The sequence below is a fragment of the Streptomyces sp. NRRL B-24572 genome, assembly GCF_002156145.1.
Taxonomy (GTDB): Bacteria; Actinomycetota; Actinomycetes; order Streptomycetales; family Streptomycetaceae; genus Streptomyces; species Streptomyces vietnamensis.
Genome location: NZ_MWIG01000505.1, coordinates 1 through 15,673, shown reverse-complemented (window position 1 = coordinate 15,673; position 15,673 = coordinate 1). Strand labels below are relative to the sequence as shown.

Sequence of the window (15,673 nt, the reverse complement as noted above, 5' to 3'; positions counted from 1 at the left end):
GGCCGCGGCAGTGGGCGCGGTGGCGGCGCAGGAGGGCGTCGATGTCGAGGTGGCGGGCGAACTCGGGGCGGACGGCGAGGCGCTGGGCGTAGGCCCACAGCGCGGGGTGGCCGGCGACCCGGTCCATGGCGGCGGCGTCGAGGTGCCAGCGGTGGACGGTGTCGAGCTGGACGAGGGTGACCCAGACGTGCACGTCGGCGGCGGTCGGCGCGTCGCCGAGGACGTACGGCCCCCGGGCGAGGCGGCGTTCGAGGGAGCCGAGTGCGGCGAAGAGGACGGCGAGCGGGTCGCGGTGGGCGGCCTCGCCGTCGAGTCCGAGCTCCCCGGCGCGCTGGGCGGCCCGGTTGACGCTCCGCTCGCACAGGTCGGCGATCGCGTCGACGGCGTCGCGGTGCGCCTCGGGCAGCAGGTCGGGTCCTTCGCCCCGGAAGCGCAGGGCGAGGTCCCGGAGGATGTCGGGGGCGTGGGTGCTGACGATCCGTCCGGTCCAGCCGTCGCTGAGCACGGGCGCGGCGGCCGGCCCGGTGTAGAGGTGGGCGCTCGCCTCGTACAGCGGGCGGAGTGCGGCGTATCCGCCGTCGGGCGCGTCGGGGGTGCCGGACAGCACGGTGAGCGGGAGCGTGTCGTCGAGTCCGAGCAGGCTGTGGGTGAGGGCGATGCCCAGACACCGGGGGTCCGCCGGGTCGACGTGGAGGCGGTAGCGGTGCGGGACGGCGTAGTGGCCGCTGTTCGCGTCGCGGCCGATCCGGCCGCGGAAGACGGGGACGGCGGAGGCGGGCAGGAGCGAGGACGGGACGACGACGGACATGCTTCTCCCTCGAAGGCGCTCGGTGCTGGGTCGGGCGGCGCGCGACAGCGCGACACGGCAGTGGTCGCACGGGGCCCGGAGGCAGCAGGGGTACGGGAAGGGGTGACGGTCGGACCGCGGCGGGCGCGGAACCGTCCCGGGGGGCCTGTCCTGCGGATCAGGCCCCGGCGGACCGGCGGACGCCCGGGCGGGGACGGCGACTCGCGGCGCTGCAGACCCGCAGCAGATCGATGTGGCGGCGGGAGGTGAGGGACAGCGGGCGCGGGAGGGGCGCGGCGGGCGAGGTGTCCCTCCGGCCGGTGCGTCCCATGGTTTCCTACCTGTTCGCTCGGTTTTCCCGTCCTCGAGTGTCCGGCGGCTCGCGGACGGCGTCAAGGGTGCGGTACGGGGCGCCTCGCGGGTGCACGGATCCGGTCACGTCCGTGCGGAATAATGCGCGCATGCGCATTTCAGCCAGGGCCGACTACGCGGTGCGGGCCGCCCTCCAGCTCGCCGCAGCCCAGGACGCGGGGCCGCTGAAGGCCGAGGCCATCGCGGCGGACCAGGACATCTCGCACAAGTTCCTGGAGGGCATCCTCGGCGACATGCGCAAGGGCGGCCTGGTGCAGAGCCAGCGCGGCGGCAACGGGGGGTACTGGCTGGCCCGGCCGGCCGAGACGATCTCGGTCGCGGACGTGATCCGCTGCGTGGACGGTCCACTGGTGTCCGTGCGCGGGGAGCGGCCGCCGGACCTGTCGTACACGGGGCCCGCCGAGTCGCTGCTCACGCTGTGGATCGCGCTGCGGGCGAGTGTCCGCGGGGTGCTCGGGGTGTCCCTCGCGGAGCTGGCGTCGGCGAAGCTCCCGGCGGAGATCGTCGCGCTCGCGGAGGACCCGGAGGCGTGGACCAACCCCTGACCGCCGGGGTCGACCTCACGCCACCTGCGCGGACCTGACCCCGTCCCACCCACCGGTACGGCCTCGTCCAACCCGTGGACGCCCCTTGGGTCCTGGCGGTCGGCTCTGTCAGTATCCCTACTATTCCAGTGGGGATACTGGGGATCGGGTGAGGTGACGTGAGTACGCCGAGGAAATCGCCGAAGAGACCAGCGATACGCACCGCCTCCGCACCGCCCGGCGGGCCCGTCGACCGGCCCGCCGACGACGAGATCTGGCCCCGTGTCACCCGCGAGCTGGCCGACGACCTCGCCGTCGACGCCCTCGCCCGCGACCGGGCCGGCAAGGCCCCCTTCGACGAGGTCGGGCGCCTCCAGGAGGCCGGGCTGCCCGCCCTCCTCACGGCGCCGGGACCGACCCGGCGGGGCGCGGACTGGCGGGCCGCCTGCGCGGTCGTACGGGAGATCTCCACCGCCGACAGCTCCGTGGGCGAACTCCTCGCCCACCACTACGCCTTGTCCTGGAGCAGCCGCTTCTTCGGCCCCGCGCCCGGCGCCGGCGCCGCGCCCGCCCTCGACGTGTGTGCGGCCGAGGAGCACTGGCTGCTCGCCGGCGGCGTCGAGGCGCCGCGCACCGAGTCCGACCCCGGCCTCACGCTCACCCCCGCCGACGGGCCCGGCGCCGACTGGATCCTCGACGGGCGCCGCACCTTCGCCTCGGGCGTGACGGTCGCCGACCGGCTCGTCGTCGGCGCACGGCCCGGCGGCACCGGCGACCTGCTCGTCGTCCTCGTGGACCCGGCCCACCCGGGGGTGTTCACGGACCCCGGTGCGGACCGGGTCGGTCAGCGCCTGACCGGCGCCGGCACCGTCACCTTCGACCACGTCCCGGTGCCGGCCGGGCACGTCCTCGGGGCCCTCCCGCACGACGAGCACGCCGTCGCCCCCTTCACCACCCTCGCCCCCCTCGCCCTGCGGCTGCTGCTCGTCCAGGTCGGTCTCGGCATCGCCGAGGGGGCGCTCGCCGAGGCGCGCGACATCAGCCGCGCCGAGCAGGCGGGCCCCGTCCCCGCCGGCCGCCCGGAAGGCCCGTCGGCCACGCTCGGCGCCGGGGACGACCCGTATCTCCTCCTCGCCTACGGGGAGTTGGCGACCGCCGCGCACGCCGCCGCCGCGGTGGTGGAGCGGGCGACGGACGCCCTCGCCCGGGGGCTGCTCGCCGAGCGGTCGCTCGGCCTGGAGGAACGCGCCGACATCGCCGTCCTCGTGGCGGCGGCCGAGACCGTCACCGGCCGGGCGGCCGTCCACATCACCACCCGCATCCTCGAACTCGTCGACGGCACGGCGGGAGCCGACGCCCGGGGCGGCGGGCCGGGCTTCGACCGCTTCTGGCGCAACGCCCGCGCGCTCACCGCCCCCACGCAGGCGGCCCACCGGCTCCGCGACATCGGGGACCACTACCTCAACGGCACCCACGCCCGGCTCACCCTGCTGGCCTAGAGGGCGTCGGCAGGGCCGGAAGGACCGGCATGTCGGGACGTCCGGCCCTCTCGTCGAGCCGCCGATGGGCCCAAGCTGGAGGGAGGAGGGCCCGCCGGCCGGCGGGCCCGTCACCGCACCGACGGAGGCAGCCCGATGAGTCGTGAGATCGTCGCAGGAGTGGACGGTTCCCCCGAGAGCCTCGCCGCGGCCGACTGGGCCGCCCGCGAGGCCCTGCACCGGGGCCTCCCGCTACGGCTCGCGCACGCGTGGCGCTGGGAACCCCTCGACATCCCCCTGGCCCAGGACCCCGAGACCCAGCAGCGCGCGGCGTACGCCGTGCTGCGCGAGGCCGAGGCCGCGATCGCCGAGCGCCACCCGGGGCTCGCGCTCACGACCGAGCTGCTCCCCGACACCCCGGTCGCCGCGCTGCTCGGCGCCGAGGACCGGGCCGAGCTGCTCGTCATCGGCTCGCGCGGCCACGGCGCCGTCACCGGCTTCCTGCTCGGCTCGTACGGGCAGCAGATCATCGCCGGCACCACCCGCCCCGTCGTCGCCGTCCGCTCCCGCGACGGCGAGCAGGCCGAACCGCCGTCGGGGTACGTGCTCGTCGGTCAGCACGGCAGCCCGGAGGACAGCGCGGCCGCGCTCGGCTTCGCCTTCGAGACCGCCGCCGCGCGCGGGGCGGCGGTGCGGGCCGTGCGCGCGTGGAGCCTGCCGGCCCTCTACGCGTACAGCCCGGCGTCGATGCGGCTCGCGGACGAGGCCGGCGGGCTCGTCCCGTACGAGGAGAAGGCGCTGCGCGAGGCGCTCACCCCCTGGCGCGAGCGGTACCCCGACGTGCCGGTGACCGAGCACGTCGAGCTGGGCAGCGCCGGGCAGGTGCTGCTTTCGGGCTCGGGCGGCGCCCAGCTCCTGGTGGTCGGCCGGCGCGCCCGGCGCGGGGCCGTCGGGCCGCGGATCGGTTCGGTGGCGCACGCGGCGCTCCACCTCGCGCCCTGCCCGGTGGCGGTGATCCCGCAGGACTGACAGGCTCGTACGCGGGTTGACGCGCCGCGTTGACGAGGAGTGTCGGGGCGGGCGGGGCCGGAAAGTCTTACCGCCGTCGCCCCGGTGGCTCTCCCGGCGCCGGACCGAACGGCGACCTCGGCGAGAGAGCGGAGCTCCATGCGGCACCACGACCGTCCCGGCCACTCGGAACACCCCGACCACACCGACCGCTTCGCGAGCCCCGAGCCCCCCGCCGGGGGCCGGCACCGCAGAGCCGGCGGATCGCGGTGGCACGGACCGCGCCGTCCGTCCTTCCGCACCGCCGTCACGCTCGCCGGAGCCGCGGCCGTCGTGCTCACGGTGGCGACCGGAATGTACGTGGCCACTCCCGCGACCGGCACGACGGCCGCGGCCGCCGCCCCGGACCGGTCGACGGCGGCCGCGGGGAAGGCCGCGCGGTTCGTGCGGGACGTCGTGGAGCTCGCCAACGCCGAGCGCGAGAAGGCCGGTTGCGGCCCGCTCCGCACCGAGGGGCATCTGCGGGCCGCCGCGCAGGGGCACGCCGACGACATGGCCGCCCGCGACTACTACGAGCACCACAGCCCGGAGGGCCGGGACGCGGGCGACCGGATCAGCGGTGCCGGGTACGCGTGGGCGGCCTGGGGGGAGAACATCCACCGCGGGCCGAAGACCCCGGAGCGGGCCATGGAGGACTGGATGGACTCCCCCGGGCACCGGGCGAACATCCTCAACTGCTCGTTCAAGGACATCGGCGTCGGGGTGAGCCTGGCCGCCAACGGCCCCTGGTGGGTGCAGGACTTCGGCGCCAGACGCTGAGGGCCCCTGCGCTCAGGGGGCGGGGGCGGCCAGCTTCTGCACCCAGATCGTGCCGCCGGGACCGGGCGCCGACGCCACGGAGCCGCAGCTGAAGGCACTCCTCGCCGAGGCCGGGATCGCCGTGCCGAAGGGCCGGATCGCCGCGAGCGCCGAGGACGCGGCGGCGGCCGTGACCGAGGTCGGCGGTACGGCGGTGCTCAAGGCCGTCGTCCCCGGCCTGCTCCACAAGACGGAGGCCGGCGGCGTCGAGATCGGCGTCACCGCCGAGACCGCGCCCGAGGCGTACGGGCGGCTCGCCGCGCTCGGCGGTCAGGTGCTCGTCGAGGAACTCGTCGGCGAAGGCGTCGAGTTGATCGTCGGCGTCCACACCACCGATCTGGGCCCCGTACTCACCGCCGGTCTCGGCGGCATCTTCACCGAGGTCCTCGACGACGTCGGCCACCGGCTCCTGCCGCTCGCCCCGGGCGGGGGCGCCGAGCTCCTCGCCGGGCTGCGCGGCGCGAGGATACTCGCCGGGACCCGCGGCCGGGCCGCCGTGGACGTCGAGGCCGCCGCCGAACTCCTCCACAAGGTCGGCGAACTGGTCCAGGACTGGCCGGCCGGCTTCGCCCTCGACCTCAACCCGGTGCGGGTCCTCAGGAAGGGCGCGGTCGTCCTGGACGCGGCGCTCAGTGTCGAAGCTTCCGAGGAGACGGCGCGATGAGCGGTACGGAGAACAGCAGGGCCCTCTTCGAGCGCGCCCGCAAGGTCACCCCCGGCGGCGTCAACTCGCCCGTCCGCGCCTTCGGCGCCGTCGGCGGAACCCCCCGCTTCATCGCCTCCGCCGAGGGCCCGTACCTCACCGACAGCGACGGCAACGAGTACGTCGACCTCATCTGCTCCTGGGGCCCGATGATCCTCGGCCACCGTCACCCGGCCGTCGTCGAGGCCGTCACCCGGGCCCTGGAGCGCGGCACCTCCTTCGGGGCGCCGTCCACCGGAGAGGTCGAACTCGCCGAGGAGATCGTCGACCGGGTCGCCCCCGTCGAGCAGGTCCGCCTGGTCAGCTCCGGCACCGAGGCGACGATGTCCGCGATCCGCCTGGCGCGCGGCTTCACGGGCCGCAGCAAGATCGTGAAGTTCGCGGGCTGCTACCACGGCCACGTGGACGCCCTGCTCGCCTCCGCCGGCTCCGGCCTCGCGACCTTCGCGCTGCCCGACACCCCCGGCGTCACCGGCGCCCAGGCGAGCGACACGATCGTCCTGCCGTACAACGACCTGGCGGCGGTCGAGAAGGTCTTCGCCGAGATCGGCGACGAGATCGCCGCCGTCATCACCGAGGCGGCCCCCGGCAACATGGGCGCCGTTCCCCCGCTGCCCGGCTTCAACGCCGGCCTCAAGGAGATCACCGCCCGCCACGGCGCGCTGTTCGTCTCCGACGAGGTCATGACCGGCTTCCGTGCCAGCCGCTCCGGCTGGTACGGCCGGGACGGCGTCGCACCCGACCTGCTGACCTTCGGCAAGGTCATGGGCGGCGGCTTCCCGGCGGCGGCCTTCGGCGGCCGCGCCGACGTCATGGCCCACCTCGCCCCGGCGGGCCCCGTCTACCAGGCGGGCACCCTCTCCGGGAACCCGGTCGCCACCGCCGCCGGCCTCGCCACCCTGCGGCACAGCACCCCCGAGGTGTACGAACGCCTCGACCAGGTCTCGGCCACGATCGGCGCCGAGGTCTCCGCCGCCCTCACCAAGGAGGGCGTGGCGCACCGGCTGCAGTACTCCGGCACCATGTTCTCGGTCTTCTTCGGCGAGGACGAGGTGGTGGACTTCGACGGGGTCCGCGCCACCGAGTCGTACCGCTACACGCCGTTCTTCCACGAACTGCTGCGGCAGGGCGTCTATCTGCCGCCCTCGCCCTTCGAGGCCTGGTTCATCTCGGCCTCGCACGACGACCGGGCCGTGAGCCGGGTGGTCGAGGCGCTCCCGGCCGCGGCGGCGGCAGCGGCGTCGGCGAAACGCTGAGGACGGAGCCGTACAAAGGATCGAGCCCCCGTGGGATCCACGGGGGCTCGGCCCTTTCCGTCCGGAGATTCAGCCGGCGAGATCGATCCGCACCTCGACATTCCCCGGATCGCCTTCGAATACGGGCAGCGGCCGTGGGCGGCGTCGGCGAGCCTCCGCGCCTCCGCGGCGTCGAGCCCCGGCAGTTCGACCGTGAGGACCACCGACAGGTGGAAGCCGCTGTCCTCCTTGTGCAGCGCCACCTCGGCGGTGACGGTGTCGTCCGCGAGCACGGTCCTGGACTCGCGCGCGGAGACCCGCAGCGCGCTGTGGAAGCAGGCGGCGTAGCCGGCGGCGAAGAGCTGCTCGGGGTTGGTCGCGGTGCCGGAGCCGCCGACAGCCTTGGGGCTCGACAGCGGCAGGTCGAGGAGGCCGTCGGAGGAGCGCACGGCGCCGTTGCGCCCGTCTCCGGTGGAAGCGACCTCGGCGGTGTAGACGACGGCCACGCGTCATTCCTTTCGACAGGGGAGAAGGGGAATTCCCCCAGTCTCCGGCGCTGCGGAATTCCCGGCGCTACGGATCTCCGCAGTCCTTTCCGGAGCGCCGCCGAATAGCGTGGAGGGCATCACTGACCAATGAATTCAAGGGAGTTGGCCATGGCGGGACCGCTGACCGGAGTACGCGTACTGGAATTCGCGGGCTCGGCGCCCACCGCGTTCGTCGGCACCGTCCTGTCCGGTCTCGGCGCCGACGTCGTACGCGTCGACCGGGCACCCGCCGCCCCCGGAGGCGAGCGGCCCCCGGAGAACCCGCTCTCCCGCGGCCGCCGTTCGGTCGCCCTCGACCTCAAGAGCCCCGAAGGCATCGAGCAGGCGCTCGCCCTCGTCGAGCGGGCCGACATCCTCGTCGAGGGCTACCGGCCCGGCGTCGCCGACCGCCTCGGCGTCGGCCCCGAGGCCGTCCTCGCCCGCAACCCGCGCCTGGTGTACGGGCGGCTCAGCGGCTGGGGCGGCCGGGGCGAGTGGGCCGGGCAGGGCGAGTGGGCCGGGCGCGCCGCCCACGACCTCGCGGTCCTCGCCCTCACCGGCGCCCTGGACACCGACCCGGCGACCGGAGCGCCGGTGCCGCCCCCGACCGCGTACCTCTCCAGCTTCGCCGGCGGCGCCAACGCCCATGTGCACGGGCTGCTCGCCGCACTCCACGAGCGGGAGCGCTCGGGCAGGGGCCAGGTCGTCGACACCGCCCTCGCGGACGGTGCCGCCCTGATCGCCACCCTGATCCACCAGTGGCGCGCGGTCCCCGGCAACCACACCGTCACCGACGCCCCGCACTACACCTTCTACGCTGCCGCCGACGGCCTGTACCTCGCGGTCGCCGCCATCGAACCCCGGCTCTACCAGAACCTCCTGGAGCAGCTCGGCCTGACGGAGGACGACGCCCTCCCCGACCGCGCCGACCCGGTCGCCTGGCCCGCGCTGCGCGCCCTGATCGCCGACCGCTTCGCGACCCGGGACCGCGCGCACTGGGTCAAGCTCTTCGACGCCGTGGACGCCGGGGTGGCCCCCGTCCTGACCGCGGAAGAAGCCGCGGAGCACCACCAGTTGGCCGCGCGCGGCGCGTTCGTGGAGGTCGGCGACACCGTCCAGCCGGCCCCCGCCTCCCGCTTCGACCGCACCCCGGCCGACGCTCCGGGCCGCGCCCCGCTCCCGGGCGAGCACACGGACGAGGTCCTCACCGAGTGGTCTCAGGCCTCCAGGTAACGCAGCACGGCCAGGATCCGGCGGCTGTAGCCGTCGGCCCGGTGGAGCTCCAGCTTGTCGAAGACGGCATTGAGGTACTTCTCGACCGCGCTCAGCGAGAGGTGCAGCTGCCGGGCGATGGCCGCGTTCGTGTAGCCCTGGGCCAGCACCTCCAGGACCTCCCGCTCGCGCGGGGTGAGCCGGGCCAGCGGGTCGGCGTGGGTGCTGCGCACGACGAGCTGGTGCACGACCTGCGGGTCGATCGCCGCCCCGCCCGCGTGGATCCGCTCCAGCGCGTCGAGGAACTCCTCGACCTGCGCCACCCGGTCCTTGAGGAGGTAGCCGACGCGTTCCGCGCCGGCGGCGAGGAGCCGGGCCGCGTAGCTGCGTTCGACGTACTGGGAGAGCACGAGCACCCCCGTCTCCGGCAGCCGCTCGCGGATCTCCACGGCGGCCCGCAGCCCCTCGTCGGTGTGGGTCGGCGGCATCCGGATGTCGGCGACGACGACGTCCGGGCGGCGCGCCTCCACCTCGGCGACGAGGGTCTCCGCGTCGCCGAACGCGGCGAGCACCTCGTGGCCCTCCTCGACGAGCAGCCGCACCAGGCCCTCCCTCAGCAGGGTCGAGTCCTCGGCCAGGATCACGCGCACGGCAGCTCCGCGACAAGAGTGGTGGGTCCCCCGAGGGGGCTGTCGACGCGCAGGGTCCCGTCGAGCGCGGCGACCCGGCTGCGCAGCCCGGTGAGCCCGCTGCCGGCCGGGTCCGCGCCGCCCCGGCCGTCGTCCTCGACCCGCACGGAGAGCAGCGGGCCGTCGCGCGTCACGTGCACGGAGACGGCGGAGGCGGCGGAGTGCTTGGCGGCGTTGGTGACGGCCTCCGACACCACGAAGTACGCGGCGGTCTCCACCGGCCGGGGCAGCGGCGCGTCCCCCGCCTCGAACCGGACGCGCAGCGGGATCCCGCAGCGCTGCGCCACCCCGCCGAGCGCCTCTTCGAGGCCCAGGCTGTCGAGGGCCGCGGGGTACACCCGCCAGGCCACGTCCCGCAGCTCGGCCAGGACGTCCTGCGCCTCGCGGTGCGCCTGCCGCAGCAGGGCGTCCGCCTGCTCCGGGTCGCGCTCCCGGCCCCGGCGCGCCCGGCCGAGCAGCATGGCCAGGGCCACGAGCCGCTGCTGGACGCCGTCGTGCAGATCGCGTTCGATGCGCCGGCGCTCGGTGTCCACGGCCTGGACCACGGCGGCCCGGCTGAGGGCGAGTTCGTCGATGCGCCGCTGCAGCAGCTCCTGCTCGGACGGCCCGAAGCACGCGCGCGCGAGGCGGGCGTCGAGCGCGGTCAGCGCGTACAGGCCCTGGACGTCGAGGAAGAGCAGGACGCCGCCGAGCAGGAGCTGACCGAGGAGTTCGGTCCACCCGAGCGAGCCCCGGACGACGCCCCGGACGAGCAGCACGGCCAGGACCTCGCCGAAGACGAGCAGCCCGAGGACGAGCCCGGTCACCAGACCGGCCCCCACGCGGGCGGCGAGGTAGCGGAGCAGCCGCCGGTCGGGGACCTCGTACGCGCCGGGGAACCGGTCGCCGAAGAACAGCGAGCGGCGGCTCCGCTCCAGGGCGGCGAGCCGCCGGGCCCCGGCCGTCAGGAGGGGCCGCGCGCGGGGCCACAGCAGAAGAGGTCCGAGGACGAGACCGGGGACCAGGAAGAGAAGGGAGCTGAGGCAGCCGAGCAGCACACCGACGAACCGCCGGCCCGCCGAAGCCTCTCCCTCGCCCCCTCGCATGATCCCCGAGCCTACTTCGCACGGTGCGGGCGCTCGCTCCCCGCTCACGAGGCACGGCGGTGCCGGGCCCGCCCGCGCCCCCGGAGCCGTACGGCGAGGAACGCGGCCAGGGCCACGAGGACCAGCACCAGGACGGCCTTGGACAGCACGCCCACGTACCCCTCGACGAGGTCCCAGCGGTCCCCGAGCCAGTAACCGGCCATCACGAGGATGCTGTTCCAGACGAGACTGCCGAGCGTCGTGAGGGCGAGGAAGAGGTGCATCGGCATCCGCTCGACCCCGGCGGGGACGGAGATGAGACTGCGGAAGATCGGCACCATCCGGCCGAGGAACACCGCCTTCGTGCCGTGCCGGGCGAACCACCGCTCGGTGCGCTCCAGATCGGAGACCTTCACCAGCGGCAGCCGGGCCCAGAGCGCGTGCATCCGCCGCTGCCCGAACAGCGCCCCGATCCAGTAGAGGGCCACCGCCCCGACCACCGAGCCCAGCGTCGTCCAGAACAGCGCCGAGGCGAGGCTGAGCACCCCCTGCCCGGCGGCGAAGCCGGTCAGGGGCAGGATCACCTCGCTGGGCAGCGGCGGGAACAGGTTCTCGAGCGCGATGGCGAGCCCGGCACCGGGCCCGCCCATCGTCTCGACGAGCCCGGCGGCCCACCCGGCGAACCCGTCGGCGGGCTCCCCGGCCAGGGCCAGGGCGGGGTGGGAGACGAGCGAGGTGATCGGCACGGCGGATCTCCAGGACGGCGAGTGGGTTCCCGGGGCCCTCCGCCCCGGCACCCTTCACGCTAGAAATCCCACGTCACGCCCGGTACGAGGCTTCCCGCCCGGCCACCCTGCGGAAAACCGCAGGGTGGCCCCAGGGTCTGGGGCCTGTCCGGCGGATCAGGGTCGGACAGGCCCTGGGCACCCGGCCGGAACGGCCCGTCGAGGGCGGCCCACTGGAGCAGCATGACGGTCTTCGCGTCGGCGATCCTTCCGTCGCGGACCATGGCGAGCGCCTCCGCGAAGGGGAGCTCCACGGTGGTGACGTCCTCGCCCTCGGCGGCGATCCCGTGGGTCTCACCGGGGGAGTGCGCCGTGTCGTACGGAGCGGCGAAGAAGTGCAGGCGCTCGGTGACCGAGCCGGGGCTCATGTAGACCTCGAAGACCCGCTCGGGCGCACCGATGGTGTGCCCGGTCTCCTCCTCGGCCTCGCGGCGGATCGCCTCCTCGGGGGTCTCGCCGTCGAGGAGGCCTGCGGCGGTTTCGAGGAGCATGCCGTCGGGGTGTCCGTTGACATAGGCGGGGAGGCGGAACTGGCGGACCAGGAGCACGGTGCGGCGGTCGGTGTTGTGGAGCAGGACGGTCGCCCCGTCACCGCGGTCGTAGGTCTCGCGCTGCTCACGGCTCCAGTGCCCGTCGCCGTGCCGGAAGTCGAAGGTGGTCTTCCGCAGGACGTACCAGTCGCAGGACAGCACCTCCACGTCCTGGATCCGGACGTCGGGGTTGCCGGTCAGATCGCGGCCGTGCCGGTCGAGGCCGGTCCGGCCGCGGCGGTCGGGGGTGTCGATGCCGGCGGTCATCGGGCGGCCGGGACGGCGGTGATGTCGGTGTAGACGGCGGCGCCCTGCCCGAGGGCCTGGGCGACCATCCGGTCGGCGCCCTCGGAGGGCCCGCCGATCCGCAGCACCGCGTCGCAGCGGGACAGCAGGCGCTCGGCGACGGGATGGAAGATCTCGTCGAAGAGCGGGTCGCCGGGTGCGGCGCCGCCGGCCGTCTCCAGGAGCGGGAGGGCGAGGGCCTCGCCGGTGACGGGCAGGTGCCCGGCGCGGAAGAGCACGAGAGCGGCCTCGTTCATCGCCCGCACGTTGGCGGCCAGCTTGCGGGGGTCGTCGCCGGTGCCGGCCCGGTAGGGGCCGGCGACGAGGATCATCAGGGGGCGGGGACCGGGGGTCATGACCGCATCACTCCTCCATCAGGCGTACGGGTACGGGCTACGGCGTCCCGGTTCAGGCGAGCGCCGTCCGGACGCCCGCGTCCCGCAGGGCGTCCAGGGTCTGGGGGCCGCCGGGATGGGTGGCGGCGTCCTCGGCGGCCCGGTCGGTCACGAAGTGGTCCACCGCGTCGAGGGCGGCGACCCGGCTGAACGCGCGCACGCCCAGCTTCGTCGCGTCCGCGACCGCGACCGTACGGGCGGAACGGGCGAGCCCGGCCTGCTTGACGGCCGCGTCGTCGAGGGAGAACTCCGACCAGCCGTGCTCGGCGTGCACCCCGCCGATGGACATCACGAAGCAGTCGAAGGCCAACGCCTCCAGGGTGCGCAGCGCGAGCGGGCCGACGAGGGAGCGCTCGCCGGGACGGGAGCGTCCGCCCACGACGAGGAGTTCGATCCCGGGCCGGTCGGCCAGGGCGACGGCCGCCTGGAGGCTGAGCACGGCGACCGTCAGTGGGCCACGGGCGGCCAGATGCTCGGCGACGTGCACGGTCGTGGTCCCCGCGTCGAGGAGCACGCGCGAACCGGGCTCCACGAGCGCGGCCACGGCCGCGCCGATCCTGTCCTTGGTCGCGGCCTGCCAGGGTTCCCGCGCGGTGAACCCCGCCTGCTCCTCACGCGTGCGCGTGGCGACGGCGCCACCGTGCACCCGGCGCACGAGGCCCTGGCGCTCCAGCGCGTCGAGGTCCCTGCGGACGGTCATTTCGGAGACGCCCAGGCGAAGGGAGAGCTCCGACACGGAGACCCGGTCGGAGCCCTGCACCAACCGCAGGGTCAGGTCCAGACGATTGGCGACACCCATGGCGACTTTCTATCACGGTGATGTTCGAATGAACATCACCATGTGCGAAATGGCGGGACGGGAGCCATCCCCGGACCGCCTACCCTTGGACGCATGACGAGCAGCAGCGACCGGAGCACCGCAGTGAGCGTTGACGGCACCAAGACCTACGAGATCCGCACCTATGGGTGCCAGATGAACGTCCACGACTCCGAGCGGCTCTCCGGTCTGCTGGAAGAGGCGGGTTACGTCCGGGCCCCCAAGGGCGCGGACGGCGACGCCGACGTCGTCGTCTTCAACACCTGCGCCGTCCGCGAGAACGCCGACAACAAGCTGTACGGCAACCTCGGCCGGCTCGCCCCGATGAAGACCGCGCGCCCCGGCATGCAGATCGCCGTCGGCGGCTGCCTCGCCCAGAAGGACCGCGACACCATCGTCAAGAAGGCCCCCTGGGTCGACGTGGTCTTCGGCACGCACAACATCGGCAAGCTGCCGGTCCTCCTGGAGCGCGCCCGCGTCCAGGAGGAGGCGCAGATCGAGATCGCCGAGTCCCTGGAGGCCTTCCCCTCCACGCTGCCGACCCGCCGCGAGTCCGCGTACGCCGCCTGGGTCTCGATCTCCGTCGGCTGCAACAACACCTGCACCTTCTGCATCGTCCCGGCCCTGCGCGGCAAGGAGGAGGACCGCCGGCCCGGCGACATCCTCGCCGAGATCGAGGCCCTGGTCGCCGAGGGCGTCTCCGAGATCACCCTGCTCGGCCAGAACGTCAACGCGTACGGCTCCGACCTGGGCGACCGCGAGGCCTTCAGCAAGCTGCTGCGCGCCTGCGGGCAGATCGAGGGCCTGGAGCGCGTCCGCTTCACCTCCCCGCACCCCCGCGACTTCACGGACGACGTCATCGCGGCCATGGCCGAGACGCCGAACGTCATGCCGCAGCTGCACATGCCGCTCCAGTCCGGCTCGGACACGATCCTCAAGGCGATGCGCCGCTCCTACCGGCAGGAGCGTTTCCTCGGGATCATCGAGAAGGTCCGCGCGGCCATTCCGCACGCGGCCATCTCCACCGACATCATCGTGGGCTTCCCCGGCGAGACCGAGGAGGACTTCGAGCAGACGATGCACACCGTCCGCGAGGCCCGCTTCGCGAACGCCTTCACCTTCCAGTACTCCAAGCGCCCCGGCACCCCGGCCGCGACCATGGAGGGCCAGATCCCGAAGGAGGTCGTGCAGGCGCGCTACGAGCGCCTGGTCGCCCTCCAGGAGGAGATCTCCTGGGAGGAGAACAAGAAGCAGGTCGGCCGGACCCTGGAGGTCATGGTCGCGGAGGGCGAGGGCCGCAAGGACGGCGAGACCCACCGCCTCTCGGGCCGCGCCCCCGACAACCGGCTCGTCCACTTCACCAAGCCGGCCGAGGACGTCCGCCCCGGCGACGTGGTGACGGTCGAGATCACGTACGCGGCCCCGCACCACCTGCTGGCCGAGGGCGAGGTCTCCTCGGTCCGCCGTACGCGCGCGGGCGACGCCTGGGAGAAGCGCACGGCGGCCCCGAAGCCGGCGGGCGTCCTCCTCGGCCTCCCGAAGATCGGCGCCCCGGCCCCGCTCCCGGCGGCGGAGACCCCGGCCTGCGGCAGCCACTGACGCGATGTGGGCCCACACGGGGCCCACACGGGGCGCGGGCGCGGAAGCCACGCCCGCGAGGCAGCGCGCCCGAGCAGTAGGCTGCGGATCATGCTTGTCGCCGCAGCCGTCTGCCCCTGCCCGCCCCTCCTCGTCCCCGAGGTGGCGACCGGCGCCGCCCCCGAGCTGGACCCCGCGCGGGCGGCCTGCGCGGACGCCGTCGGGCTCCTCGCCGCCGCCCGCCCCGACCGGTTGTACGTCGTCGGGCCCGCCGACGAGGGCGCGCACGGCGCCTACCCGGCCGGCGCGGCGGGGTCCTTCGCGGGATTCGGCGTCGACCTCTCCGTACGGCTCGGCGAAGGCTGGGCAGAGGGCGGTCGCCCCCTGCCCGCCTCCCTCACCGTCGGCGCCTGGCTCCTGGCCCGCGCCGGCTGGGCCGACGCGCCGATCGAGGGCCTGGGCATCGACAACGCGGCCACGCCCGACGACTGCGCCGGGACCGGCCGCGAGCTCGCCGCCTCCGCCGAGAGGGCCGCCCTCCTGGTGATGGGCGACGGCAGTGCCTGCCGGACCGTGAAGGCCCCCGGCTACCTGGACGAGCGGGCCGCCGGCTTCGACGCGGAGGCCGCCCGGGCGCTCGGCACGGCCGACGTGGCCGCGCTGCTCGCGCTGGACGCCGGGCTCGCGGACGAGCTGAAGGCGGCAGGCCGCGCCCCCTGGCAGGTCCTCGCGGGCGCCGCCGAGGGCGCGGGGCTCGACGGCCGCCTGCTCTTCGAGGACGCCCCGTACGGCGTGGGGTACTTCGTGGCGGCCTGGTCCTGACGCC

General features: G+C 74.8%; 16 protein-coding genes and 1 pseudogene. 9 read left to right on the top strand and 8 right to left on the bottom strand.

What is annotated here, in order from left to right; translation table 11 throughout:
- Nucleotides 1-808 (bottom strand): glutathione S-transferase C-terminal domain-containing protein (locus CCN56_RS28040; RefSeq protein WP_086830754.1); only part of this gene is annotated, 808 nt, incomplete at its 3' end.
- Between the two features lie 440 nt (nucleotides 809-1,248).
- Between CCN56_RS28040 and CCN56_RS28035 the strand changes: the two genes are divergently transcribed.
- The 6 genes from CCN56_RS28035 to hemL all read left to right on the top strand — a co-directional run bounded on the left by CCN56_RS28035 (nucleotide 1,249) and on the right by hemL (nucleotide 6,986).
- Nucleotides 1,249-1,704 (top strand): Rrf2 family transcriptional regulator, encoded by a 456-nt coding sequence (locus tag CCN56_RS28035; RefSeq protein ID WP_086830752.1) that lies wholly within the window; start codon nucleotides 1,249-1,251, stop codon nucleotides 1,702-1,704.
- A 158-nt stretch (nucleotides 1,705-1,862) separates the two neighbouring features.
- Complete coding sequence (locus CCN56_RS28030) at nucleotides 1,863-3,182, top strand: acyl-CoA dehydrogenase (RefSeq protein ID WP_086830751.1); 1,320 nt, start codon at nucleotides 1,863-1,865, stop codon at nucleotides 3,180-3,182.
- Between the two features lie 135 nt (nucleotides 3,183-3,317).
- On the top strand, nucleotides 3,318-4,190 hold the full coding sequence (locus tag CCN56_RS28025; protein ID WP_086830749.1) for a universal stress protein: 873 nt from the start codon (nucleotides 3,318-3,320) through the stop codon (nucleotides 4,188-4,190).
- A gap of 138 nt (nucleotides 4,191-4,328) precedes the next feature.
- Nucleotides 4,329-4,988, top strand: coding sequence for a CAP domain-containing protein (locus CCN56_RS28020; protein WP_086830747.1), 660 nt, complete (start codon nucleotides 4,329-4,331; stop codon nucleotides 4,986-4,988).
- A gap of 49 nt (nucleotides 4,989-5,037) precedes the next feature.
- Nucleotides 5,038-5,691 carry an acetate--CoA ligase family protein gene (locus tag CCN56_RS28015; RefSeq protein WP_256962188.1) on the top strand — a complete coding sequence of 218 codons (654 nt, stop codon included), beginning with the start codon at nucleotides 5,038-5,040 and terminating at the stop codon, nucleotides 5,689-5,691.
- Nucleotides 5,688-6,986 carry a glutamate-1-semialdehyde 2,1-aminomutase gene (hemL, locus tag CCN56_RS28010; protein WP_086830746.1) on the top strand — a complete coding sequence of 433 codons (1,299 nt, stop codon included), beginning with the start codon at nucleotides 5,688-5,690 and terminating at the stop codon, nucleotides 6,984-6,986. Before CCN56_RS28015 ends, hemL begins: the two co-directional genes overlap by 4 nt.
- A gap of 161 nt (nucleotides 6,987-7,147) precedes the next feature.
- Here the strand turns inward: hemL and CCN56_RS28005 are convergent.
- A pseudogene (locus CCN56_RS28005) lies at nucleotides 7,148-7,414 on the bottom strand (Ohr family peroxiredoxin); the annotation flags it as partial.
- Nucleotides 7,415-7,621: 207 nt separating this feature from the next.
- Here CCN56_RS28005 and CCN56_RS28000 point away from each other — a divergent pair.
- Nucleotides 7,622-8,725 carry a CaiB/BaiF CoA-transferase family protein gene (locus tag CCN56_RS28000; RefSeq protein ID WP_086830744.1) on the top strand — a complete coding sequence of 368 codons (1,104 nt, stop codon included), beginning with the start codon at nucleotides 7,622-7,624 and terminating at the stop codon, nucleotides 8,723-8,725.
- Here CCN56_RS28000 and CCN56_RS27995 read toward each other — a convergent pair.
- From CCN56_RS27995 to CCN56_RS27970, 6 genes are read right to left on the bottom strand one after another with little or no spacing between them, the layout of a single operon-like run.
- Nucleotides 8,710-9,354 carry a response regulator transcription factor gene (locus tag CCN56_RS27995; protein ID WP_041131589.1) on the bottom strand — a complete coding sequence of 215 codons (645 nt, stop codon included), beginning with the start codon at nucleotides 9,352-9,354 and terminating at the stop codon, nucleotides 8,710-8,712. The two genes, CCN56_RS28000 and CCN56_RS27995, sit on opposite strands and share 16 nt — an antisense overlap.
- A complete protein-coding gene (locus CCN56_RS27990; RefSeq protein ID WP_086830742.1) occupies nucleotides 9,345-10,478 on the bottom strand; it encodes a sensor histidine kinase in 1,134 nt (377 codons plus the stop codon). The genes CCN56_RS27995 and CCN56_RS27990 overlap by 10 nt, the downstream gene beginning before the upstream one ends.
- 44 nt (nucleotides 10,479-10,522) lie before the next feature.
- Entirely contained in the window at nucleotides 10,523-11,203 is a 681-nt protein-coding gene (locus tag CCN56_RS27985) for a DedA family protein (protein ID WP_086830741.1), read from the bottom strand.
- Between the two features lie 59 nt (nucleotides 11,204-11,262).
- Nucleotides 11,263-12,039, bottom strand: coding sequence for an NUDIX domain-containing protein (locus tag CCN56_RS27980; protein WP_086830739.1), 777 nt, complete (start codon nucleotides 12,037-12,039; stop codon nucleotides 11,263-11,265).
- Nucleotides 12,036-12,413, bottom strand: a complete 378-nt coding sequence (locus CCN56_RS27975; protein WP_086830737.1) for a DUF4406 domain-containing protein — start codon at nucleotides 12,411-12,413, stop codon at nucleotides 12,036-12,038. The genes CCN56_RS27980 and CCN56_RS27975 overlap by 4 nt, the downstream gene beginning before the upstream one ends.
- A gap of 52 nt (nucleotides 12,414-12,465) precedes the next feature.
- Nucleotides 12,466-13,251, bottom strand: coding sequence for a DeoR/GlpR family DNA-binding transcription regulator (locus CCN56_RS27970; protein ID WP_086830735.1), 786 nt, complete (start codon nucleotides 13,249-13,251; stop codon nucleotides 12,466-12,468).
- A gap of 93 nt (nucleotides 13,252-13,344) precedes the next feature.
- Here CCN56_RS27970 and miaB point away from each other — a divergent pair, with 93 nt between their 5' ends.
- Entirely contained in the window at nucleotides 13,345-14,868 is a 1,524-nt protein-coding gene (gene miaB / locus CCN56_RS27965; protein WP_086830733.1) for a tRNA (N6-isopentenyl adenosine(37)-C2)-methylthiotransferase MiaB, read from the top strand.
- Between the two features lie 90 nt (nucleotides 14,869-14,958).
- The gene (locus CCN56_RS27960; RefSeq protein ID WP_086830731.1) at nucleotides 14,959-15,669 is read left to right on the top strand and encodes a class III extradiol dioxygenase subunit B-like domain-containing protein; all 711 of its coding nucleotides are present in this window, start codon (nucleotides 14,959-14,961) and stop codon (nucleotides 15,667-15,669) included.
- Nucleotides 15,670-15,673 lie beyond the last annotated feature (4 nt).

Bases quoted from the DNA above. Each gene is read 5' to 3' on its own strand.
- CCN56_RS28035 (WP_086830752.1), top strand. From the start codon at position 1,249: ATGCGCATTTCAGCCAGGGCCGACTACGCGGTGCGGGCCGCCCTCCAG.
- miaB (WP_086830733.1), top strand. From the start codon at position 13,345: ATGACGAGCAGCAGCGACCGGAGCACCGCAGTGAGCGTTGACGGCACC.
- CCN56_RS27980 (WP_086830739.1), bottom strand. From the start codon at position 12,039: ATGACCGCCGGCATCGACACCCCCGACCGCCGCGGCCGGACCGGCCTC.
- CCN56_RS27990 (WP_086830742.1), bottom strand. From the start codon at position 10,478: ATGCGAGGGGGCGAGGGAGAGGCTTCGGCGGGCCGGCGGTTCGTCGGT.
- hemL (WP_086830746.1), top strand. From the start codon at position 5,688: ATGAGCGGTACGGAGAACAGCAGGGCCCTCTTCGAGCGCGCCCGCAAG.
- CCN56_RS28000 (WP_086830744.1), top strand. From the start codon at position 7,622: ATGGCGGGACCGCTGACCGGAGTACGCGTACTGGAATTCGCGGGCTCG.
- CCN56_RS27975 (WP_086830737.1), bottom strand. From the start codon at position 12,413: ATGACCCCCGGTCCCCGCCCCCTGATGATCCTCGTCGCCGGCCCCTAC.
- CCN56_RS28020 (WP_086830747.1), top strand. From the start codon at position 4,329: ATGCGGCACCACGACCGTCCCGGCCACTCGGAACACCCCGACCACACC.
- CCN56_RS27960 (WP_086830731.1), top strand. From the start codon at position 14,959: ATGCTTGTCGCCGCAGCCGTCTGCCCCTGCCCGCCCCTCCTCGTCCCC.
- CCN56_RS28025 (WP_086830749.1), top strand. From the start codon at position 3,318: ATGAGTCGTGAGATCGTCGCAGGAGTGGACGGTTCCCCCGAGAGCCTC.
- CCN56_RS27970 (WP_086830735.1), bottom strand. From the start codon at position 13,251: ATGGGTGTCGCCAATCGTCTGGACCTGACCCTGCGGTTGGTGCAGGGC.